Genomic DNA, 21,207 nt, shown 5'->3' with positions numbered 1-21,207 from the left:
ACGACCTCGCACCGGATGGGCGACGCGGCGGGCAGCTGCCGTGCTGCTCGCGGTGTCAGGCAGCGCGGTCGCCGGTGCGCTCGGGGGTCGCGATCGGTTCGGTGACCGCCGTGCTGGCGTCGGCGGCCGGGGTGGTGCCGGGGCGGATGAGCTCCGGGCGTCGGCGACCACGGAACACCCACGCCTTGAACAACACGAACCGCACGCCCGTCGCCACCAGGTTGGCCGCCGTGAGCACCGCGATCTCCGCACCGTGCGAAGCGCCCGGTACCGACGCGTGCAGCACCACCAGCGATCCCGACGTGATCGCCCAGGCGATGCCGAACACGACCAGGCCCTGCACGTGGTGCCGACCCGCTCCCGCACGGCCCCGCACCCCGAACGTGAACCGCCGGTTCAGTGCGGTGTTGCCGATCGCCGTGACCAGCAGCGCGAGGAAGTCCGCGGTCTGGGCGCCGATCGCCGGCCGGAACAGGGCGTACAGGGCAGCGAACGCCAGGGTCGAGAGCACCCCGATCGCCCCGAACCGCAGGACCTGCCGCAGGAACCCCACGCTCGGTGGGGTGAACGGCCGCCGACCGATCGCCGCGTAGACCGTGCTGATCGGCACCCGCCCGGTGGCGATGTTCCTCGACACCCGCCACATGCCCTTCAGGTCCTCGGTCGCGGTCGACGCGATGTGCACCGAGGAGTTGACGTCGTCGACCCAGTCGACGGGGACCTCGTGGATGCGGAGTCCCGCGTGCTCGGCCAGCACGAGCAGCTCGGTGTCGAAGAACCAGGCGTCGTCCTCGCACAACGGCAGCAGGTGGTCGGAGGCGGCCTTCGTGACCGCCTTGAACCCGCACTGCGCATCCGAGAACGACACCCCCATCGTCGTCCGGAGCAGCAGGTTGTACGAGCGCGAGATGAACTCCCGCTTGCTGCCGCGCACCACGCGGGACGAACCTGCCAGCCGGGTGCCGATCGCCAGGTCCGAGTGCCCCGACAGCAGGGGTGCCACGAGGGGTTCGAGCGCGGCGAGGTCGGTGGACAGGTCCTCGTCCACGTAGACGAGCACGGTCGCCGGCGATGCCGCCCAGACCTCCTTGAGTGCCCGGCCCCGGCCCTTCTCGGGCAGGTGCACCGCGTGCACGCCCGGGAGCATCGCTGCGAGGTCGTCGGCGATCCGGGCGGTGTCGTCGGTCGAGGCGTTGTCCGCGATCGTGATCCGCCACGAGTGGTGCAACGACGTCCGGCAGAAGGTGTGGAGCCGTCGGACGTGGGCGGCGAGTGTGTCCTGCTCGTTGTAGCAGGGGACGACGATGTCGATGTCGAGGGGCTGGTTCGTCTCCGTCATGCCGCTCATGCTCGGCAGCGGGGCTACGGGGGCCGAGGCAGGGCGCTGTGGCCCGGGTAAGAACGAACACCACGTGAACGCAGCGGACACGACACCTGTTGTCCGGATACGTTCGACGCACGATGACGACCGAGCGCGACGACGCACGACGGACGGCCGTGCTGCTCCCCGGGGAGCGGCTGGGGCTGGCGCTCGACGAGCGGTGTCCGGAGTTCACGGAGCTGCTGCTCGCGCCACCGTTGCACGGCATCCGACCCGACGGGCACGACTGGCTCCGGCGTCGGTACGAGCAGATCGTCCCGCTCGTGCTCCCCGCGGCACTGCGCGCGGTCGAACGTGGGGAACCACTCGACCCGGAGTGCCTGGTCCGGCTCCGCGAGGTCGCAGCCGCCAGCGCCGACGACCCGCAGGTCGACGTCTCGGTCGTGCTCCGCGGCGCCCTGCCCGCGATCCGTGTCTTCGCCCTCGTCATGCACACGGCCACCCGCGAGCACGCGACGACGATCGACCACGCCGGCCGGACGATGCTCGCGATGAGCCGGGCATCACTCGTGGCGCACGAACTCGGCTCGTGCTGGGCGGAAGCCTGGGCACAGCACCGCGGAGGGGCATCGGCGGACCCGACGACCGCACTCGGCACCGACGACATCGACCTGGTGGCATCGGCGCCCGGCCTGGACGAGACCGAGGAACGGATGCTGGCGCTCGCCGCCCGCGGGCTCTCGAACGACGCCATCGCCAAGGAGACCGCCTACAGCCGACAGGCCGTCGCCTGGCACCTCGGCCGGCTGATGAAGTCCTGGAACGCGCCGAACCGGACGGCGCTGGTGTCGGTCGCCTTCGTCCGGGGCTGGATCCGGTCTCGGAGGGACTTCAGGCTGGCTGCACGCAACCGGCCGTCGGCGATCGAAGCGGCGCGCGCGGACGACGACGCTCCCTGAGTCCGACAGCACACGGCGACGCCCCCGGAGACCGAGGTCCCAGGGGGCGTCGCCGATGAACGGGGAAGTCAGCCGCCGTTGACGTGGATGACGTTGTCGATGCGCTCGATGTTGCCGAACACACCCCAGTTCAGCCAGCCGCCGTCACCGTTGTTGGTGACCTTGCCGGGGCCCTTGAACCAGTAGATGACGTAGTTGCCACCCTTGATGTCGATCGACTGGGCGTCCGCGACGTCGCCCTCGACGGTGATGTCCTGGTTCTTGTTGACCACCGCGACGGTGAGGCGGTCGGGGTTGCCGGCGTTCCAGTAGCCGACGTCGAGCGCCGCCTGCACGGCACCGCCACGATCGCTCTGGTCGTTGACGGCGTCCTTGATCGCGTTGACGATCGCCACCGGGTCGAGGTTGACGTTGACGTTGCCGCCGACGGACGACGAGGTGCTGGGCGGCGCGGGCTCGGCGGCCTGCGCGGGGGCTGCGACGAACGCCCCGGCGATGACGGCGCCACCGAGGGCGGTGCCGGCGAGGAGCTTCACGGACTTGCGCTTGAACGAGTTCATGATCGTGTTTCCCATCTCTGCAGTGGTGACCCGTTCGGGTCGTCTTGCTCGGACAGGACCCAGCCTGCGTGCGCTGCGATGCGGATGCACGCGATGGGGCTCGACGTTGGTCGATCGTCTGACGATCCGGACGACGCCCGGGTTTCGTGCTCAGCGACACCTCACGCGGTCGGCTGTGCGTGAGGTGTCGCACAGCGCGTGAGAACGCGTCCGAGCGCCCCGCTCCGCCCCGCTCCGTGACGCTCTCGGTCAGCGGGGCAGCAGGATCTGCACGATCGCGACGACCACGAGCGCCGCGATCGGGACACCCGCGATCCAGGCTCCCGCCCGCATCTGCGTCCGGCGGATCGTGGGCGGTGCGTGCGAGGACCGCGCGAACTCGGTCGCGGCCACGAGCTCCGGCGCCGCGGCGGGCGGAGCGGGTTCGGGCTGGGGGCGGTCGTCCTCGAACGCCGGGACCTCGACCACCAGGTCGGTGGGGTCCGGGCGGCCCGGGAGCTTGTCGTACGCGTTCGTCACGGGGCCTCCTCGTCCGGCGTTCTCCGACCAGTATGCGACCCGGGCGACCCGGGCGGCACTCGGTGAGCAGGAGATGTCGAGCGCGGTCGCGGCACCCGACGTCGTCTGCTCACGAAGCTTCCCCAGCGTCCGCAGTGACCTCCGTCGACCCGCCGTCAGCCGAGGCCGGCAGGTCCACGGTGAACGCGGTCCGCCCGGGCTCGGACGCGACCCGCACCGCGCCGCCGTGCGCCACGACCACGGCCCGCACGATCGCCAGCCCGAGTCCGCTCGTGCCGTGCTCCCGTGAGCGCGAGGCCTCGCCTCGGGTGAACCGGTCGAAGAGCGTCGGCAGGGACTCGGCGGGGATCGGCGGCCCGTCGTTCGCCACGACGAAGCGGACAACGGCACCATCAGACGCAGACGCAGACGCAGACGCAGACGCAGACGCAGACGCAGACCCCGACGCAGGCGCGGACGCAGACGCCGACCTCGACCCGGGCACCGACTGCAACGACACCACGACGGCAGTCCCGGGCGGCGTGTGCGTCCGGGCGTTGGTCAACAGGTTCGTGACCACCCGTCGGAGCTGCACCTCGTCACCGGCCACGCGCACCGGCTGGTCGTCCACGATCTGCAGCGTCCACCGGTGGTCCGGCGCCGTCGCGCGGACGTCCATGGTGGCCTCGACCACCAGCGACGTCAGGTCGACCGGCTCGCGGACGACCTGCGCGGCCGGCGCCCCCGACGCCAGGGCCGAGGCGTCGAGCCGTGCGAGCAGCAGCAGCTCGTCGACGAGGTCGCCCATCCGGACGGCCTCGCGTCCGATCCGGTCGACGTTGCGGTGCACGGCGTCCAGGTCGGAGGTCCGCTCCGACAGCTCGGCGTACGCCCGGACGGTGGCGATCGGGGTCCGCAGCTCGTGCGAGGCGTCGGCGACGAACGTCCGCATGCCGGCCTCGGCGTCGCGACGGACGGTGAGCGCCTGGGCGACGTGACCGAGCAGCCGGTTCAGCGCGTTGCCGACCTGCGCGACCTCGCGGTTGGCGCGCAGGTCGGAGTCGGAGACGCGGACGGGGATGTCCGGGTCGCCGCGTTCCAGGTCGAGTGCGGTCACACCGGACGCCACCGCGGCGACCCGTTCGAGCGGCCGGAGCGATCGGCGGACGAGCACCGTGAGGGCCCACGCGGCGACGGCGAGCCCGAGCACCGTGACGACCCCGATGACGAGCAGCAGTCGGGCGATCGCGGCGTCGAGGTCACCGAGGGGGAGCGCGGTGACGAACACGTCGCCGTCGTCGCCGACCGCCTGCACCCGGTAGTCGCCGAGTGCGCCGAGTTCGACCGTCACGGGGTCACGGCCGGTCTGGACCGCTGCGAGCGTCCGCTGCTGCGCCGCGGTCAGGCGGCGCTGGTCACCGTCCCCGTCGGTGTAGCCCCCGAGCACCACGTCGCCGTCGCGGACGATGGCGATGACCGTGCCCGCAGACTGCCCCGGCGCACCGATGAAGGCGTTGTCGGGATCCGGCAGATCGTCCGACGAGGACGAGGACGAGGACGAGGACGAGGACGACGACCCCGGCGGCGGCCCGGAAGCCCCCGGCGGCGGTTCCGCCCCGTCCCGTCCGCCGACGGTCCGCATCGCCGCCGTCGACAGCTCCGCGTCGAGCCGGTCGACCAGGTACCCCCGGAACGCGACGACGGTCACCGCCCCCACGACGACGTTCGTCGCCACGAGCAGCAGGGCCATCGCCGCCACGATCCGCCAGCGCAACGACGGCACACGCCCGGTGCGCCCGGGGCGGCTCACGTCGCCGGCCGGAGCACGTACCCCGCCCCCCGGACGGTCTGCAGCATCGGCTCACGTCCGGCGTCGAGCTTCTTCCGTAGGTACGACACGTACATGTCCACCAGGTTCGACGACGTGCCGAAGTCCATGCCCCAGACGCTCGCCAGCAGCTGCTCGCGGGACAGCACCCGGTTGGCGTTCCGGGCCAGGTGCCGCAGCAGCTCGTACTCGGTCGGCGTGAGCTCGATCGGGTCCCCGGCACGGCTGACCGAGCGGGCGTCCTCGTCGAGCCGGAGGTCCCCGACCACGACCTCGGCGCTCGCCCCGGCGGCGGCGACCCGGGTCGAGGTGCGCGCCAGGATCCGGGCACGGACGAGCAGCTCCTCGATGCCGAAGGGCTTGGTCAGGTAGTCGTCGCCGCCGCCGGTCAGCCCGGCGAGCCGGTCCTCGGGGGCGTCGCGTGCGGTGAGGAACAGCACCCGCACGCCGTCGCGGGCGTCGCGGAGCCGTTCGAGCACCTCGAACCCGTCGATGTCCGGCAGCATCACGTCGAGCACGATCACGTCGGGCTGGAACTCCCGGGCCGCGAACAGCACGTCGCGCCCGCGGTGCACGGACCGCACGGCCCAGCCGTCGCCCTCGAACGCCAGGGCGACGGCCTCGGCCAAGGCGTGCTCGTCGTCGACGACGAGGGCGCGGACGGGGGAGCCGTCGGTGCGCTGCAGCGGGGTGCCGGGCATGTCCCGGAGCCTATCCACCGCGCCCTCGTCGCCGGTCACTCCGTGCTGCTCAGGTCGTAGACGGTCTGGCCGCCGACGGTCGTCGACTCGTAGTTCGCCGCGACCCACTCCTGGATCGCCGACGCGGTCGACGAGCCGCCGCCCATGCCACCGCCGGAGCCGGACGACACGTAGTACCCGATGTCGCCGTCGGCGACGTACGCCTTGAACTGCGCGAGCGTCGGTGCCGGGTCGCTCGACCATCCCCCGATCGCCATCACGGCGGTGTCGGTGTCGAGTTCGAGCTGGGCGGCCGACTGCGATCCGTTCACCGCGGCCACCCACTTCGCGTCGGATGCCTCGAGCAGCTCCTGCAGGGCGGACGAGGTCGACGCGCCCTCGCCACCACCCCCGGCCTGGAGGCCCATCCCCGACCCGTCCTCGGAGGTCGCGTCGTCCGTGCCGTCCTGGTCACTGCCCGGTGCCGTGCCGGACGTGCCGTCCGGCATCTCCGGGGCCTCGCCGGACGCCCCCTCCGGCGGGGTCCCGCCGGGGCCCTGCTGGGTGTCCGACGTGCTGTCGGAGCCGCCGTCGTCGGAGCCGGAGGCCGACCCACCCGGTCCGCCCGTGCCTCCCGGGAAGCCACCGGTGCCGCCGCCGCCCGTCCCGCCGGAGCTGCTGCCCGCCGGACCGACGCTCGGGATCGAACCGGAGTGCGCGACGGTCGTCGTGGCGAGGGCGTAGGCGGTGGTGCCGGACAGCCCGAACAGGGTGCCGGCGAGGACACCGACCGTGACGAGCCTGCGCAGCGACGGCACACTGCCGATGACGATCAGTGCTGCCGACAGCAGCCCACCGGCGAGCATCACCCAGCGCAGCCACGGCAGCCAGGTCGGGTTCTCGTTGAGGAGGCACCAACCCCAGAACGCGGTCACGCCGATCATCGCAGCGAGGCCGAGGCGGCCGACGAACCGGGCTCGTGCGTGCCAGAGCAGGGCGCCACCGGTGCCGACGAGTCCGGCGATGGCCGGGGCGAGGGCGACCGTGTAGTACGGGTGGATCGTGCCGGACATGTACGAGAACACGAGGCCGGTGACCAGGAGCCAGCCGCCCCACAGGACCAGCCCGGCGCGTGCGGGATCGGCCAGGTGCCGACGGCCGACGACGACCAGACCGACGACCAGGGCGATGAGCGCCGCGGGCAGGAGCCACGAGATCTCGAGCCCCATCTCGGACGAGAACAGGCGGTTCAGGCCCGTCGAGCCGCCGAACGAGCCTCCGGCGGTGCCGCCGGTCATGCCGCCGCCTCCGCCGCCGTTGCCCGAGCCCCCGAAGATCCGGCCGAGGCCGTTGTAGCCGAACACCAGGTCGAGGACGGTGTTGTTCGTCGAGCCGCCGATGTACGGACGGGACTCGGCGGGCCAGAGCCACACGGCGACGACCCACCAGCCGGCGGCCACCACGAGGGAACCGGCGGCGATGAGCAGGCCGACCACACGCCGGCCCCATCCGGTGCGGGCGGCGAACAGGTAGACGAGGCCGAAGGCAGGCAGGACGAGTAGTCCCTGCAGCATCTTCGTCAGGAACGCGAACCCGAGGGCGACCCCGGCGAGCGCGATCCACTTCCAGCTGCCCCTCGGCAGCGCCCGCACCGTGCAGTACGCCCCGGCGGTCATCAGCAGGACGAGCAGGGCGTCCGGGTTGTCGAAGCGGAACATCAGCGCCGCCGCCGGGGTCGCTGCGACGACGAAGCCCGCGAGCAGGGCGCCGACGTTCGCGGTGGTGGCGCCGAGTCGGGCCAAGGTGCGGCGGACCGTGCCCCAGACCAGGGCGACGGAACCGACGGCCATCAGCGCCTGGGGGAGCAGCAGACTGAAGCTCGAGAAGCCGAACAGTCGGGCCGACAGCACCATCACCCACAGCGAGGCGGGCGGTTTGTCGACCGTGATGAAGTTCGACGAGTCGAGGGAGCCGAAGAAGAACGCCTCCCACGACTTCGTGCCGGCCTGCACGGCGGCGGCGTAGAAGCTGTTGGCGTACCCGGAGACGCTGAGGTCCCACAGGTACACCACGGCGGTCACGGCCAGGAGCGCCCAGAACGCCGGTCGGAGCCAGCGGGCGTCCTCGCGCTCGCCGAGGAACAGCCGGGCGAGGGGCAGGCGGCGCCGATCCCGGGCGGCACTGCGCGCGGGGTCGCGTCGGTCGGTCACGGGTATCGGGTACGTGGTCATGTCGATGAGCATCCGGGGCGTTCCCCGACTGCTGCACTGCGCCGGCTATGTGCGGGCTAAGGACGCTCGGTGCGCCCCCTCGCACGGTGCGAGGGGGCGGTCTGCCGTGGTGCGAGGTTCCGCACTCGGTGCGAGGTACGCGGGGTCGCACGGAGTGTGGAACCTCGCACCGTTCGTGCGGCGCCCCTCGCACGGTGCGAGGGGTCAGGCGTACCGCTGCGCTGCCCGGAGTGCGGCCCCGGTGTACGAGCCGCCGAACAGGAACACGTGCAGCAGCAGCGGCGCGAGCTGGTGGAGCTCGACGCGCTCCTGCCAGCCGTCGGCCAGCCGTGACTCCCGGTCGTAGGCGGCGAGCACCGTCTCGAGCCGGGGCAGCCCGAACAGCCCGAGCAGTGCCAGGTCGGTCTCCGCGTGCCCGCCGTGGGCGATCGGGTCGATGAGCACGGCGCCGGTCGGTTCGGACGAGTCCGTCGGCCAGAGGACGTTGCCGGCCCACAGGTCGCCGTGCAGCCGCGCGGGTCCGTCCCCGACGAGCGCGGGCTGGGGCGACCCGAGCGTGCCGTCCTGCACGCGCGAGGCGACCCGCTCGAACACGGCTGCCTCGGCGTGGTCGAACCCGCCGGCGTCGACGATGCGGCGGACGAAGTCACGGATGCGGTACTCGGCGAAGAACTCGCCCCAGGTCGCCGGTGCCCGATCGGCCGCGACGAACGGCGTGCGCGAGCGGCCCATCCGCAGCGCCGCACCGCGGGTCCACCCGGTGGGCGGCGCACCCCAGTGGTCGGCACCGGCGGCGTGCGTGTGCGCGAGGGAGCGGCCGAACCGCTCCGCCTGGGCGGCGGTGGGGGAGCCGTCGGAGATCAGCTCGAGGTCGAGCACGATCGGGGTCGGGCGCCCGAGCACGCGAGCGATGCGGGTGCCCCCGGTGTCCTCGGCCTCGGCGAGCCAGGCGAGCCCGGCGGCTTCGGCTGCCGCTTCGTCCGCGGTGGTGAACGTCTTCACGTGCGTCTCGGCCATCGGCCCATCCTGCCGAGGGGGAACCGTCGACCGTTCAGCCGACGGTCACCCGGCGCCCCGGTCGCCCGGCGCCCGGTCACGCGCTCGGCTCTCCCCGCCGGGCCGCGTGCACGACGAGTGCGAGCTGCACCCGGTTCTCGACGCCGAACTTCTCGTAGACGTGCCCGACGTGCGTCTTCACGGTGGCCAGGCCCACGTACAGGTCGGCGGCGATCTGCGCGTTGGACGCCCCGTTCGCCACGGCGAGCGCGACCTCCCGCTCCCGCTCGGTCAGCAGGGCGAGCAGCCGGCGCTCCTCGGCTCCGTCCGGAGCGGTGCCGGCCCGAGGCCCGGCCGGTCCGCCGCCCCGGCCATCGGCCGTCTGGCCCGAGCGGGGCCCGGCCGCGAACGCGATGACCCGGTCGAGCACGGACGGGGACAGGATCGAGCGTCCGGCGGCGACGGTCCGCACGGCCTGCACGAGTTCGTGCGGCGGGGTGTCCTTCAGCAGGAACCCACGGGCGCCGGCCTGCAGCGCTCCGAGCACGAGGTCGTCGCCCTCGAAGGTGGTCAGCACCAGGACGGCCAGGTCGGGTCGTCGGCGCAGTTCGCGTTCGGTGGCGACGAGTCCGTCGCACCGGGGCATCCGGATGTCCATGAGCACGACGTCGGGCGCGGTCGACGCGATGACGCCCTCGGCTTCGAGCCCGTCGCCCGCTTCGCCCACCACCACCAGCCCGTCGTCGCCGCTGAGCAGCATGCGGAGCCCGACGCGCACGAGCTGGTCGTCGTCGACCAGGACGACGCGGACAGGAGCGGTCACGGGGTCCACGGCAGCACCGCCTCGACCACGTGCACGCGTCCGTCGTCGCTGCCGGCGCGGAAGCTCCCGCCGACGAGACGGGCGCGCTCGGCGAGCCCGCGCAGGCCGTGCCCGGCGGTGTGCCCGGAGGCGTCCGCGGGCGCAGGTCCGGCGGCCAGCGTGTTCGAGACCACCACCCGGATCGCCGGGCCGGGGACGGTCTCGACGACGACGTCGACGAGCTCTCCGGGGGCGTGCCTGCGGGCGTTCGTCAGCGACTCCTGCACGATCCGGTAGGCGTGCCGCCCCACGGCCGTCGGTACCGCCGTGCCGTCGGTGTCGACGCGCGCCCGGACGGTCGCACCGCCGGAACGCGCCTGGTCGAGCAGGCCGGGCAGGTCGACGAGCGTCGGCTGCGGAGGCGCGGTGCCGGTCACCTCGTCGCCGCCGTTCGCCGAGGGGTCGCGCAACACCCCGAGGACGTCACGCAGGTCGGTGAGCGCGGAGTGCGCCTCGGCCCGCACGACCCCGGCCGCTGCGGCGGTCTCGTCGGGGGTGAGCCCCGGACCGCGGTACTCGAGCGCACCGGCGTGCAGCGCGACCAGGGACAGCCGGTGGCCCAGGACGTCGTGCATCTCGCGAGCGATGTGGGCGCGCTCCTGCTCGCGGGCACGGTCCTCGCGCAGCTGCTGGTCGCGTTCGAGCAGGGCCGCGCGCTCGCGCAGGGACAGCAGCAGGGCCCGGCGCTGTCCGATCCCGATGCCGATCGCGACGAGCAGGGCGATGCCGACGAGGCCCACGAGCATGATCTGCCAGAGCGGCATGTCATCCACGGGGGGTGCCAGGACGACGTCGTAGAGCAGTGTGGCGCCGAGCAGCACCGCGCCGGCGACGGCGAGTTCCACGGCTCGACGCCGGGTGGCGAGTGACACGAGGGAGAGTCCGGCTGCGCCGACGGCCAGGGTCGACACCGAGCTGAGGGCACCGATGACGACGGTGATCACCAGCGGTGCCCGGTGCCGGAACGGCAGGAGGACGATGGCCACCAGACCGGCACCCACGTCGCCGAGGATCAGTGCGCCGACGTGCAGGTCGCTCCAGCCGCGGGTGTCCATCGACGGCCACACGAGCCCCGCGGTGAGCAGCCCGGTCAGGGCCGCGACGGCGACACGCCAGGTCTGGGACCACACACGCTGCCCGAGCGGCACGGCGGGGAGCGCGGTCGAGGTCATGCCCCGAGCCTAGGGAGCCGTCGGGACGAGCGGATCCGCCGAAGGTCGGAGCTGCCGGAGCTGCCTGACCAGGGGACCGTCCGTCTCAGACCGCGTCGACCAGGGCCCGCGCCAACGGGTGCCACGCACGGGACGACGGCCCGCTCAGCACCAGGGTCCGTTCGAGCCGCCGGGCCATCGGGATCATCACGAGGTCGGGCGGCAGCATCCCGCGGCCCAGGGTCGGCACGATCGACACGCCCTCGCCCCGCTGGATCATCCCGAACATCGTGCTCATCTCCCGCACCCGGTGGGCGTAGCGGAACGGACGGCCGTCGAGCTCGTGCAGCTTCTGGATCTGGTACTCGCAGCCGCCGCCGCCCGCCACCAGGCCGTCCTCGTGCAGGTCGTCGAGGGTGAGCGCAGGCAGTTCGGCGAGGGGGTGGTCGCGGCGGATCACGGCGGCCATCTCGTCCCGCGCCACGACCACGCCACCCGCGGGTGCCGGCGACGGGTCGACGAGCACGGCGGCGTCGACGGTGCCGGCCTCGAGCCACTCCGGCATCTCGTCGTCGTCGCCCTCGTAGACCTGCACGTCGACGTCCGGCAGGGTCACGGCCCACAGCTCGCGGAGCCGCGGTAGCAGGCCCTGGCAGACGGTGGGGACGGCGGCGAGGCGCACGGTGCCGCGCGCCGTGGCGGGCCGGACCACCGCCTCCAGGGCTTCGACCGAGGCGAGCACGCTGCGGGCGTGGGCCAGCAGGCGGTCGCCCAGCGGTGTGGCGGCGGCGACCGTGCCGCGGCGCACCACGGGTCCACCGACCTCGCGTTCGAGCCCGGCGACGGCGTGGGACACCGCGGACTGCCCGACGCTCAGCGCGGCGGCCGCCGCGGTGAAGGACCCGGCGTCGAGCGTGGCGACGAACGCGCGCAGTTGCTGGACCGAGACGGTCATGCGTCCTCCTCATGTCGGCATGAGCCCCATGCGTTTGCCGCATGTCACTCGCTGGTCCGACACTAGGCCACGTGAACGCCCTCCTCTACGCCCTCGTTGCACTGACCTGGGGCTCGAGCTTCCTCTTCGCGAAGATCGGACTCGACGGACTCGCCCCGCAGCAGGTCGCCACCGTGCGGACCGTGCTCGGTGGGGTGACGCTCGTCGTGGTGCTCCTGGCGACCCGTCGCCGGTGGCCCCGGGAGCCACGCACCTGGGCGCACCTGGCGGTCGTCGCGGTGTTCCTCAACGCGGTGCCGTCGTCACTGATGGCGTGGGCCGAGCAGACCGTGCCGTCCGGGCTCGCGAGCATCTACAACGCGACGACGCCGATCATGACGCTGGCCGCGCTCGCGGTGCTCGTGCCGTCCGAACGGCTGCGCGGACGGCAGGTGCTCGGGATCGTGCTCGGCATCGTCGGGGTGCTCGTGCTGGTCGGCCCGTGGGACGTCCTGACCGACCCGGAGGTCCTGGCGAGCGTGCCGGGGCAGGTCGCGCTGCTCGGCATGACGGCGTCCTACGGCATCGGGCTCGCCTACCTGCGCCGGGTGGCCGTGGCGAGCGCGTACGACCCGGTCACACTGGCGACGGTCCAGCTGACGCTGGCCTCCGGGATGCTCCTGCTGGTCGCGCCCGTCATCGCCACCGGTCCGGTACAGCTGGACGGGAGGATCGTGGCCGCGATGGTCGCGCTCGGTTGCGTCGGCACGGGGCTGGCCTACGCCTGGAACACCCGGCTCGTGCAGGCGTGGGGCGCCGGCCGCGCCTCCACCGTCACGTACCTGACGCCGGTGGTCGGGGTGGCGCTCGGTGTGCTCGTGCTGGGGGAGCGGGTGCGGTGGAACGAGCCCGTCGGCGGACTCGTCGTCCTGCTCGGGATCGCCCTGGCGTCCGGGGTGCTCCTCCGTCGACGGGAACCCGCGGCGTCCGCCGCCTGACCGGTCCGCCGGGTCGAGCCTGCCTGACCGGTCCGCCGGGTCGAGCCGTAGGATCGGCGGTGACGACGACGAGGTCGTCGACGAAGACGGAGACCGGCATGCACGACACCCACACCACCCGCGCGACCGCGTCGGTCGCAGCCATCCTCGCCGAGTCGGCGGCACGCTACCCGGACGACGTCGCCGTCATCGTGGGCGACGTCCGCACGACCTACGCCGAGCTGTGGGCGCAGACCCTGGCCTACGCCGGGGCGCTCCGCGCGCGGGGCGTGACCGAGGGGTCGAAGGTGGCGATGCTCGTACCGAACGTCGCGGACTTCCCCCGCGTCTACTACGCCACGCTGGCCCTCGGCGCGGTGGCCGTGCCCGTGCACGCGCTGCTGAAGCGCCGCGAGATCGAGTACGTCCTGCGCGACAGCGGTGCCACCCTGCTCGTCTGTGCCGCCCCGCTGCTCGGTGAGGGCGCCGCCGGAGCCGAGCTCGCCGGGGTCGACGTCGTGACCGTGCTCGCACCGGCGACGACCGACGACGGGTCCGCGGCCGGCCCCGACCGGCTCGAAGCCCTGGCCGCGCAGAGCGAACCGCTCGACACCTACGTGCCGCGGCACCCGTTCGACACCGCCACGATCCTGTACACGAGCGGCACCACCGGCCAGCCGAAGGGTGCCGAAGGGTCACACTTCTCGCTGCTCGAACAGGTCAACACCAACCTGATGACGACGTTCGACATGCACCGCGGGGACGTCCTGCTCGGCGCCCTGCCGCTGTTCCACACGTTCGGGCAGACCTGCACGATGAACACCGGGTTCCGGACCGGCGCGACGCTCGTCATGCTGCCGAAGTTCGACGGTGACACGGCGCTCGCCGCGATGGTCGAGCACGGCTGCGGCATCTTCATGGGTGTCCCGACGATGTACATGGCACTGCTCGACGCCGCGACACGGTCCGAGGCCCGTCCGACGCTCCGGTACGCGATCTCCGGCGGGGCCTCGCTGCCGCTCGCGGTGCTCGAGCGGTTCCAGCAGGTCTTCGACGCGCCGATCCACGAGGGGTACGGGCTGACCGAGACCTCGCCGGTCGCCACCTTCAACCACGTCGGGCAACCGCCGCGACCCGGCACCATCGGCACCGCGGTGTGGGGCATCGACGTCGAGATCGCCGACCCCGAGGTCCGCGACGCGATCGTCATGCTGCCCCACGGCGAGATCGGCGAGCTCGTGATCCGCGGCCACAACCTGATGAACGGGTACCTCGACCGGCCGGAGGACACCGCCGAGGCCATCGTCGACGGGTGGTTCCGCACCGGTGACCTCGGCACGAAGGACGACGACGGGTACCTGACGATCGTCGACCGCACCAAGGACATGATCATCCGCAACGGCTACAACGTGTACCCGCGGCAGGTCGAGGAAGTGCTCGCCACCCACCCCGACGTCGCGATGGCCGCGGTCTTCGGCGTGCCGCACGCCGTGCACGGGCAGGAGGTCGAGGCCGCGGTGGTCCTGCACGCCGGCGCGTCCGTCGAGCCGCAGGTCCTGGTCGACTTCGTCGCCGCCGAGATCGCCGCGTACAAGTACCCGCGGGTGGTGCACGTCCTCGAGGCGCTGCCGCTCGGTCCGAGCGGCAAGGTGCTCAAGCGCGAGCTCGTCGACCGGTTCGGCGTCGAGGTGACGGCCGTTCCGTGACCCCTGCCACGACCGCGCAGGCGCGATCCGTACGCTGACCGGGTGACCGCCAGCCGTACCCCGTCGACCGCGCGCCTGCTGTTCGCGTCGTCGCACCCCGGCCCCACGGTCACCGTGACCGTCCTCGCCGCGGTGATCGCCGCAGCCGTCGGACACCCCGTGTGGCTCGTGGTGCTGGTGGCGCTGACGGTCGTCGCCGGGCAGCTGTCCATCGGGCTCGCGAACGACTGGATCGACGCGGACCGTGACCGAGCCGTCGGGCGGAGTGACAAGCCCGTGGCCAGCGGCCTCATCGCCGTCGGCACCGTCCGTGCCGCCGCGTACGTCACCGCCGGGATCGCCGTGGTGCTCTCGCTGTTCCTCGGGCCGGTCGCCGCCCTGGCGCACCTCGTGCTGGTCGCCGCCGGGTGGGCCTACGACGCCGGGCTGAAGCGTTCGGTGTGGTCGGTGGCGCCGTTCGTCGTCGCCTTCGGGCTGCTGCCCGTCGTGTCCGTCGCGGCCGGGCCCGAGGGGCAGTGGCCGGCGTGGTGGGCGATCGCCACGGGGGCCGTCTTCGGCATCGCGATCCACTGCACCAACGTGCTGCCCGACCTGGTCGACGACGCAGCGACCGGTGTGCGGGGCTTCCCGCACCGGCTCGGGCTCCGTGGCGCGGGGATCGTCGCGTTCGCCTCGCTCGTCGTCGCGGCCGCGCTGGTGCTCGGCGGACAGGTGCTCGGCGACGACCCCGTCCGGGGTTTCGGCGTCGTGCTCGCGGTCCTCGGTGCTGTCGTGGTGGCCGTGCTCGCCGTCGTCGGCGTCCGGTTGGTGCTCGGGGGGCGGGCATCGCGCACCCTGTTCCGGCTGGTCATCGCGTCCTCCCTCGTGCTCGTGATCGAGCTCGGCTTCGCGGGCGCGCGACTCGTCGCCTGACGACGCGGAACACGCTGCGCCTCCGCGCAGACACGCGTCTGCGCGTCTGCGCGCCGGACGCGAGCCGTCAGGCCCAGCGCATCGCGTAGAGCCGGGCCAGGCCGTGCGCGGTCGGCAGGGACAGGGCGGTCCGGAGCAGCGCCTCCCGGCCGGTCGCCGTGACGGGGCCGAGCGGACGGCCCAGTGCCATGTTCACCTCGGCCTGCCGTGCCGCGCGTCGGGCGGCCGCCTGGCGGCGGGCGGCGTAGCCCGGCCACGGACCGGGAACGCCGGTGCGGACGGCACCCACCAGCAGGGGCGCCAGTTCGGCGACGTCGAGCCACCCGAGGTTCATGCCCTGCCCGCCGATCGGACTGATCTCGTGGGCGGCATCGCCGACGAGCACGACCCGGCCGACGCCCACCCGGTCGGCGGCGCGGCGGCGCACCCGGAAGCCGCTGGTCATCGAGCAGGTCGCGGGGTCCGGCACGACGCCGGTGCGCGCCGCGACGAGTGCGGCCAGGCGTGTGACGACCGCGGGGTCCGGCGTGCCCGTCCAGCTGCCCTCGGCCGAGGCGAACGCTTCGTCGTCCGGCACCAGGGCGACGTACCGGCGCCGCGCACCCGGCAGCGGGAAGGACTCGACGACGCCGTCCGGGCCGACGTCGACCAGCGCGGAGGACCGAGCCGACGGGGCCTCGGGATCGGCGAAGTCACCCATCACGTAGCGGTCCGGGTACTCCCGGCCGGTCGTGCCGATGCCGAGCAGGTCACGGACGGCGCTCCGGGCACCGTCGGCCCCGACGACGAAGGCCGCACGGACCGTCACGGTGTCGCCGTCCGGTCCGGTCCCGGTGGCGTCGACGTGGTCGGTGTGCCGGGACAGGGCGGTCAGGGTGGTACCGGTCCGCAGGGCGCTCGGTGCGCTGGCCCGGAGCCGGTCCCGGAGCAGGGACTCGGTGCGGTGCTGGTCGAGGGTGGCCACGTACGGGTGGGTCGGCGACGCGCGGTCGAAGCGCAGGGTGCCGAGGGTCCGGCCTCGGCTGCGGGCAACGCCGGCGTGCACCAGCGACGCCTCGGCGAGCACCGCGGTGTCCAGGCCGATCGCGGCGAACGCGTCGAGGGACGGTGGGTGGATGCCGATGGCCCGCGAACCGGTCGGCGGCTCGGCCCGGCGTTCCCACACCCGGACGTCGACGTCCCGCGCAGCCAGGAGTGCCGCCAGGAACAGTCCGACGGGGCCGCCGCCGACGACGAGGACGTCGACGCGTTCGATGGGCACGTCCGCGAGCCTACGGTGACCGTTCGCCGCGGCGTTCAGTGAGCAGAAAGCGTCGGGTCAGGGGGCCGTACTCGACGTCTTCTGCTCACTCGATGCGCTGCGCGGGCGCGTGCGCGGGCGCGGGCGTGATCGCCGGTGCGGCGTGGGCCGCCGCCCTGCGACCCGCTCGGACCCGTGCGCGGAAGCGCTCGACGGGCACCTCGACGGCGTAGGCGGCGCCGATCGACACGATCACCACAGCGCCGACCAGGCCGACCGTGCCCCAGGGGCCGATCGCGAAGGTGCCGAGCAGCGCGATCACCAGCGGGTGCCAGAGGTACGCCGAGTACGAGACCCGGCGGCCGAACCACGACACCGGCGTCCAGGCCAGGGCGGCGGACACGGGGGAGCGGACCGAGACCAGCCCGCCGATCGTCACCGCCGCGATCAGCCCGGTCAGCGGCAGCACGATGCCGAACGTCGACGCGTGCTGCGTCCAGTCGTCGTCGATCCGGAGCAGCACCCCGACCAGCAGCACGAGACCGAGCCAGGTCGCCATGTGCCCGAGGACCCCGGCGGCCCGCACGCGCACCCGTTCGTCGTCGAGCAGCAGGGCGAGTGCGCAGCCGATCGCGAGCGGCACGACCCCGAGCACGGGCGAGAAGTAGACGTCGGGCGTGGCACCGCCGCTCGGGCTGCGGTAGCTCGCCCACGACGCCACCGACGCTCCGACGACCAGGACCCCGAGCCCCGCCAGGAGCCAGCGACGGCGGACCCGGAGCGCGGCGAGCAGGACCAGCACCGGCGGCCAGACCAGGTAGAACTGCTCCTCCATCGACAGGCTCCACGTGTGCGCGAAGACGCCCTGCGAGGTGTCCCAGAACGCGCGGAACAGGTTGCCCGTGTAGGTCAGCGCGATGAACGCCGCTTCGCCGGACGACAGCGAGGCGCCCTTGTAGTCACCGACCCAGTTCCAGAGCAGCAGCCCGACGACGACGAGCGCGAGCAGTGCCGGGTAGAGGCGGAGCAGCCGCTTCACCCAGAACGAGCCGAGGCGCACCCGCCCGGTGCGACGCCGTTCGCCGAGCAGCAGCGTCGTGATGAGGAAGCCGGACAGCACGAAGAACACCGTCACGCCGATGAAGCCGCCCTCGAACTGCGGCACGTGCAGGTGGTACAGGACGACGACCAGGATGGCGAGGGTCCGGAGCCCGTCGAGCGCGGGTGCGCGGTGCGTCAGCGGAGGTGGTGGAGCCTGCGGCGACCCGGCCTCGGAGTGCGCCGGGGTGGCCGTGCGGTGCTGTGGCTGCGCCTGCGTCGGCGCGTGGGTCAGCGTGGTCGTCGCCATGGTCCCTCCCCGCGCTGCTCGGTTGCGTGTCGCCGACCAGGGTCCTCCTCGCGGGTAAGAGGAGTCTCAACGAGCGGGGTGCGCCAGGCTCGTCAGCGCCGACGTCGAACGACAGTGTGGACGTCGCACGACAGCGACATCGTCGTTCGTTGCACGCGCGCAATGTTGCGAAGCGCGCGCAGCGACCATGTCGCTGTCGTACGACAGCGTCATCGTCGTTCCGCGTCGGCCGGCCCCACGGCCCCGGCCACGCGTCGGCGCCAGCCCCGCGCACCATGCGCCGGCCGGGAGGCCCGTGGCCGGCCCGCACCGCGCCTCCAGGCCGTCGCGCCCCGCGTCCACCGCACGCACACCGTGAGCAGGAACGGTCGGGTCCGACGTGCGGACCCGACCGTTCCTGCTCACCAAGTGGAAACGCGCGCGGCTACTCGGCCTTCTGCAGCTGCCAGGGGTCCGGCTCGCGGTCGCCGTTCGGGCGCACCGGGCGCACGTCGCCGACGATCGGGATCGAGCGCTTCCGCATGAACCACACGTAGCGGACGAAGAAGTGCGTCAGGGTCGACATCCGGTTGCCGGCGCCGAGCAGGCTCGTGATGTGCACGAACACCCAGGCCAGCCAGGCGACCGGGCCGACCATCGTGATCCCGCCGCGCAGCTGGGCGACCGCGGCGTTCGTGCCGATCGTCGCCATGGTGCCCTTGTCGAAGTACTTGAAGCGCTCGGTGGCCTTGCCCTCGAGCAGGCGCACGATCTGCCGCGCCGAGTGCCGGCCGCCCTGGAGCGCGGGCTGGGCGAGCTGGGCGAGGGCGTCGTCCTGCGCCGCGATGTCGCCGGCGGAGAAGATCCGCTCGGCACCCTTCACGCTCAGGTCGTCGTTCACCTGGATGCGGCCACCGTGGGTCTGCGGCAGGCCCCAGCCGGAGACCTCCTTGTGGGCGGCGACACCGGTCGCCCAGATCACCTGCGACGCGGGGATGAACTCGCCGTCCGCGGTCATCACGCCGTCGCGCTTGACCTCGGAGACGCCGGTGTTCAGCCGCAGCACGACACCGCGCTTGCGCAGCACCTTGGCGGCGTAGCGGCGCAGGCGCGGGGCGAACGGCTTGAGCAGCTCGCCGCTGCGGTGCACGAGGGTGATCGAGATGTTGCCGCGTTCGATCTCCGGGTACGCGCCGACGAGCGCCTGGTCGCGGAGCTCGGCGAGCGCACCGGCCATCTCCACGCCCGTCGCACCGCCGCCGACGATCACGATGCGGATCTCGTCGGGGCCCTGGTTGGCCGCCGCTTCTTCCAGCCGGGTGAACAGCTCGTCGCGGATGCGGAGTGCCTGCGAGCGGGAGTACATCGAGTACGCGTACTCGTACGCACCGGGGGTGCCGAAGTAGCTCGTGTTCACGCCGTTGGCGAGGATCAGGTAGTCGTAGTGCAGGTGCTCGCCGTCGGACATCTCGGCGATGCGCTCGTCGGTGCGGATGCCGGTGAGCAGGCCGTGACGGAACTCGGCATTCGACTGGCGGGCCCGGAGCGAGCGCAGGAAGTACGTCACGTCGCCGGCGTTCAGGCCGCCCGTCGCCACCTGGTACATCAGGGGCTGGAACATGTTGTAGACGTGGCGGTCGACCAGGGTCACCCGGACCGGCGCGTCGGCGAGCTCGCGCATGGCGGCCACACCGGCGAATCCACCGCCGACGATGACGACGTGCGGGCGGGTGTCCTGGGTCATGCTTGCTCCGGTGTTCCTCGGGTGCGGATGGTCACCATCGAGGGTACGCGCGGTTTGCCGGGGCGCATGACGGGTGGGGCCGGGAGGCCCGTGGTGCGTCCGTCAGGCGTCGAACCGACCGTAGGTGTTCAGCACGTTCCCCTTGCTCGTCACGGTGCTGTCGACCAGACGCAGGCGCGTGGGTGGATCGGTCGGTTCGAACAGTCGTCGGCCACGGCCGGCGATCGCCGGGTGGATCATGAGCTGCAGTTCGTCGAGGACCCCGGCGAACAGCAGGCTGCGGACGAGCGTGACACTGCCGCACACGGCGATGTCCGCCCCCTCGCGCTGCTGCAGATCGCGCACGAACGCGGGGACGTCGCCCGGAATCCGCGTGCTGTTCTGCCAGGTCAGGTCGTCGCCGAGCGTGGTGGAGGCCACGTGCTTCTCGATCGGGTTGATCCACTGCCCGAAGGGGTCCTCCGGGTGGGCTGGCCACCACTCGGACCACTCCAGGTAGCTGTTCCGGCCGAGCAGCACGGTGTCGGTCCGGGCCATGAAGGCACCCATCGCTGCACCGAGCTCGTCGTCGAAGCTGTCGTACTGGAACTCGTAGGGGTCCTGCACGACGCCGTCGACCGACGTGAACAGACCGGCAGTGGTCTTCCGCATGGGACGGATCGTACCCGCCGTTCAGCTCCCGGTGCCGTCGGTGCTGCTGCCGTCGCTCGTGCCGTCGCTGCTGCTCCCGTCGCTGCTGCCGGAGCCGTACCCGGGGGCCTGGCCGGCGCCGTTGCCCGGGAACCGGTTCGTGCCGGGCACCTGCGTCGTCGACTGCGCCCGGTCCGCACCGATCGCGTGGCCGATGGCGAACCCGACGCCTCCGCCGACGAGCAGCGCGGCGAGCCCGACGATCGCGGCGAGGAGCGGCCAGAACCACGGGGGCTTCGGGCCTGCGCTGCGGCGGTTGGTCGGGCTCGCGGCGCCGGCTGCGGCTCCGTACCAGGGGGTGGTGCCGTTCGGGGCGGTGAAGTCCCAGGCGCCCGGCGTCGTGGCGCCGGCGTCCGCGCGGTACGGCTGCTGCTGCTGTTGCGGCGCGGGGGCGTCGAGCGTGGAGGTCGACGTCGGGGTCGGGGCGGCGCCCCAGCCGGTCGGCGTCGTCGCCCGGTTCGCCGGGTCGGAGCCGTCCGGTTCGTGGCCGTTGGTGGGAGTGGTGTCGCTCATGCCAGGAGTGCACACGGCGCGGCTGTGTGCAGCCGATGACGAGGCTGACCCGGTGCTGCGAACCGCCGCGTAGCCTCG

The 21,207-nt window shown here is 73.0% G+C and carries 19 protein-coding genes; 4 read left to right on the top strand and 15 right to left on the bottom strand.

All coding sequences use genetic code 11. The features are described 5' to 3' along the window. Window positions 1–55 precede the first annotated feature (55 nt). Complete coding sequence (locus tag DEJ00_RS16065; RefSeq protein WP_111058044.1) at window positions 56–1,348, bottom strand: bifunctional glycosyltransferase family 2/GtrA family protein; 1,293 nt, start codon at window positions 1,346–1,348, stop codon at window positions 56–58. Window positions 1,349–1,461: 113 nt separating this feature from the next. Here DEJ00_RS16065 and DEJ00_RS16060 point away from each other — a divergent pair, with 113 nt between their 5' ends. Continuing rightward, window positions 1,462–2,280, top strand: coding sequence for a helix-turn-helix transcriptional regulator (locus tag DEJ00_RS16060; RefSeq protein ID WP_027466023.1), 819 nt, complete (start codon window positions 1,462–1,464; stop codon window positions 2,278–2,280). A 68-nt stretch (window positions 2,281–2,348) separates the two neighbouring features. Here DEJ00_RS16060 and DEJ00_RS16055 read toward each other — a convergent pair whose 3' ends face one another. The 9 genes from DEJ00_RS16055 to DEJ00_RS16015 all read right to left on the bottom strand — a co-directional run bounded on the left by DEJ00_RS16055 (window position 2,349) and on the right by DEJ00_RS16015 (window position 12,041). Next, the gene (locus DEJ00_RS16055; protein WP_231495687.1) at window positions 2,349–2,855 is read right to left on the bottom strand and encodes a hypothetical protein; all 507 of its coding nucleotides are present in this window, start codon (window positions 2,853–2,855) and stop codon (window positions 2,349–2,351) included. 234 nt (window positions 2,856–3,089) lie between these two features. Continuing rightward, window positions 3,090–3,359, bottom strand: a complete 270-nt coding sequence (locus DEJ00_RS16050) for a hypothetical protein (protein WP_027466025.1) — start codon at window positions 3,357–3,359, stop codon at window positions 3,090–3,092. A 109-nt stretch (window positions 3,360–3,468) separates the two neighbouring features. Continuing rightward, window positions 3,469–5,148, bottom strand: coding sequence for a cell wall metabolism sensor histidine kinase WalK (locus tag DEJ00_RS18910; protein WP_181440214.1), 1,680 nt, complete (start codon window positions 5,146–5,148; stop codon window positions 3,469–3,471). Then, window positions 5,145–5,867, bottom strand: a complete 723-nt coding sequence (locus DEJ00_RS16040) for a response regulator transcription factor (protein ID WP_111058042.1) — start codon at window positions 5,865–5,867, stop codon at window positions 5,145–5,147. The genes DEJ00_RS18910 and DEJ00_RS16040 overlap by 4 nt, the downstream gene beginning before the upstream one ends. 35 nt (window positions 5,868–5,902) lie before the next feature. Further along, window positions 5,903–8,077 (bottom strand): glycosyltransferase family 39 protein, encoded by a 2,175-nt coding sequence (locus tag DEJ00_RS16035; RefSeq protein ID WP_258373714.1) that lies wholly within the window; start codon window positions 8,075–8,077, stop codon window positions 5,903–5,905. A 204-nt stretch (window positions 8,078–8,281) separates the two neighbouring features. Further along, window positions 8,282–9,094: a fructosamine kinase family protein gene (locus tag DEJ00_RS16030; RefSeq protein ID WP_111058041.1), complete on the bottom strand. Its 813-nt coding sequence runs from the start codon at window positions 9,092–9,094 to the stop codon at window positions 8,282–8,284. A 76-nt stretch (window positions 9,095–9,170) separates the two neighbouring features. Beyond that, window positions 9,171–9,905 (bottom strand): response regulator transcription factor, encoded by a 735-nt coding sequence (locus tag DEJ00_RS16025; RefSeq protein WP_111058040.1) that lies wholly within the window; start codon window positions 9,903–9,905, stop codon window positions 9,171–9,173. Further along, window positions 9,893–11,107, bottom strand: a complete 1,215-nt coding sequence (locus DEJ00_RS16020; RefSeq protein WP_111058039.1) for a sensor histidine kinase — start codon at window positions 11,105–11,107, stop codon at window positions 9,893–9,895. Before DEJ00_RS16020 ends, DEJ00_RS16025 begins: the two co-directional genes overlap by 13 nt. 85 nt (window positions 11,108–11,192) lie before the next feature. Continuing rightward, complete coding sequence (locus tag DEJ00_RS16015; RefSeq protein ID WP_111058038.1) at window positions 11,193–12,041, bottom strand: LysR family transcriptional regulator; 849 nt, start codon at window positions 12,039–12,041, stop codon at window positions 11,193–11,195. Between the two features lie 71 nt (window positions 12,042–12,112). Between DEJ00_RS16015 and DEJ00_RS16010 the strand changes: the two genes are divergently transcribed. The 3 genes from DEJ00_RS16010 (at window position 12,113) to DEJ00_RS16000 (ending at window position 15,615) form a co-directional block, all read left to right on the top strand. Further along, a complete protein-coding gene (locus DEJ00_RS16010) occupies window positions 12,113–13,018 on the top strand; it encodes a DMT family transporter (protein WP_111058037.1) in 906 nt (301 codons plus the stop codon). A gap of 98 nt (window positions 13,019–13,116) precedes the next feature. Further along, window positions 13,117–14,703, top strand: a complete 1,587-nt coding sequence (locus DEJ00_RS16005) for a long-chain fatty acid--CoA ligase (RefSeq protein ID WP_111058066.1) — start codon at window positions 13,117–13,119, stop codon at window positions 14,701–14,703. Between the two features lie 42 nt (window positions 14,704–14,745). Next, the gene (locus tag DEJ00_RS16000) at window positions 14,746–15,615 is read left to right on the top strand and encodes a UbiA family prenyltransferase (protein ID WP_111058036.1); all 870 of its coding nucleotides are present in this window, start codon (window positions 14,746–14,748) and stop codon (window positions 15,613–15,615) included. A 67-nt stretch (window positions 15,616–15,682) separates the two neighbouring features. Here DEJ00_RS16000 and DEJ00_RS15995 read toward each other — a convergent pair whose 3' ends face one another. The 5 genes from DEJ00_RS15995 to DEJ00_RS15975 all read right to left on the bottom strand — a co-directional run bounded on the left by DEJ00_RS15995 (window position 15,683) and on the right by DEJ00_RS15975 (window position 21,129). After that, window positions 15,683–16,876, bottom strand: coding sequence for an NAD(P)/FAD-dependent oxidoreductase (locus tag DEJ00_RS15995; protein WP_258373713.1), 1,194 nt, complete (start codon window positions 16,874–16,876; stop codon window positions 15,683–15,685). 85 nt (window positions 16,877–16,961) lie between these two features. After that, window positions 16,962–18,203 carry an acyltransferase gene (locus DEJ00_RS15990; RefSeq protein ID WP_111058035.1) on the bottom strand — a complete coding sequence of 414 codons (1,242 nt, stop codon included), beginning with the start codon at window positions 18,201–18,203 and terminating at the stop codon, window positions 16,962–16,964. A gap of 424 nt (window positions 18,204–18,627) precedes the next feature. Continuing rightward, window positions 18,628–19,926 (bottom strand): NAD(P)/FAD-dependent oxidoreductase, encoded by a 1,299-nt coding sequence (locus DEJ00_RS15985; protein WP_071406544.1) that lies wholly within the window; start codon window positions 19,924–19,926, stop codon window positions 18,628–18,630. 102 nt (window positions 19,927–20,028) lie between these two features. Then, complete coding sequence (locus tag DEJ00_RS15980) at window positions 20,029–20,577, bottom strand: dihydrofolate reductase family protein (RefSeq protein ID WP_111038318.1); 549 nt, start codon at window positions 20,575–20,577, stop codon at window positions 20,029–20,031. Window positions 20,578–20,598: 21 nt separating this feature from the next. Beyond that, the gene (locus tag DEJ00_RS15975; protein WP_111058034.1) at window positions 20,599–21,129 is read right to left on the bottom strand and encodes a hypothetical protein; all 531 of its coding nucleotides are present in this window, start codon (window positions 21,127–21,129) and stop codon (window positions 20,599–20,601) included. Window positions 21,130–21,207 lie beyond the last annotated feature (78 nt).

It is taken from the genome of Curtobacterium sp. MCLR17_039 (assembly GCF_003234745.1).
In the GTDB taxonomy this organism is placed as follows: Bacteria; Actinomycetota; Actinomycetes; order Actinomycetales; family Microbacteriaceae; genus Curtobacterium; species Curtobacterium flaccumfaciens.
The sequence above is the reverse complement of the archived record's forward strand: the minus strand, read 5'-3'. Positions and strand labels throughout refer to the sequence as shown.

What these genes read in the sequence shown, in the direction of transcription:
- DEJ00_RS16065 (WP_111058044.1), bottom strand. Translation starts at nt 1,348, where the DNA reads ATGAGCGGCATGACGGAGACGAACCAGCCCCTCGACATCGACATCGTC.
- DEJ00_RS16060 (WP_027466023.1), top strand. Translation starts at nt 1,462, where the DNA reads ATGACGACCGAGCGCGACGACGCACGACGGACGGCCGTGCTGCTCCCC.
- DEJ00_RS16055 (WP_231495687.1), bottom strand. Translation starts at nt 2,855, where the DNA reads ATGGGAAACACGATCATGAACTCGTTCAAGCGCAAGTCCGTGAAGCTC.
- DEJ00_RS16040 (WP_111058042.1), bottom strand. Translation starts at nt 5,867, where the DNA reads ATGCCCGGCACCCCGCTGCAGCGCACCGACGGCTCCCCCGTCCGCGCC.
- DEJ00_RS16035 (WP_258373714.1), bottom strand. Translation starts at nt 8,077, where the DNA reads ATGACCACGTACCCGATACCCGTGACCGACCGACGCGACCCCGCGCGC.
- DEJ00_RS16030 (WP_111058041.1), bottom strand. Translation starts at nt 9,094, where the DNA reads ATGGCCGAGACGCACGTGAAGACGTTCACCACCGCGGACGAAGCGGCA.
- DEJ00_RS16020 (WP_111058039.1), bottom strand. Translation starts at nt 11,107, where the DNA reads ATGACCTCGACCGCGCTCCCCGCCGTGCCGCTCGGGCAGCGTGTGTGG.
- DEJ00_RS16015 (WP_111058038.1), bottom strand. Translation starts at nt 12,041, where the DNA reads ATGACCGTCTCGGTCCAGCAACTGCGCGCGTTCGTCGCCACGCTCGAC.
- DEJ00_RS16005 (WP_111058066.1), top strand. Translation starts at nt 13,117, where the DNA reads ATGCACGACACCCACACCACCCGCGCGACCGCGTCGGTCGCAGCCATC.
- DEJ00_RS15990 (WP_111058035.1), bottom strand. Translation starts at nt 18,203, where the DNA reads ATGGCGACGACCACGCTGACCCACGCGCCGACGCAGGCGCAGCCACAG.
- DEJ00_RS15985 (WP_071406544.1), bottom strand. Translation starts at nt 19,926, where the DNA reads ATGACCCAGGACACCCGCCCGCACGTCGTCATCGTCGGCGGTGGATTC.
- DEJ00_RS15980 (WP_111038318.1), bottom strand. Translation starts at nt 20,577, where the DNA reads ATGCGGAAGACCACTGCCGGTCTGTTCACGTCGGTCGACGGCGTCGTG.
- DEJ00_RS15975 (WP_111058034.1), bottom strand. Translation starts at nt 21,129, where the DNA reads ATGAGCGACACCACTCCCACCAACGGCCACGAACCGGACGGCTCCGAC.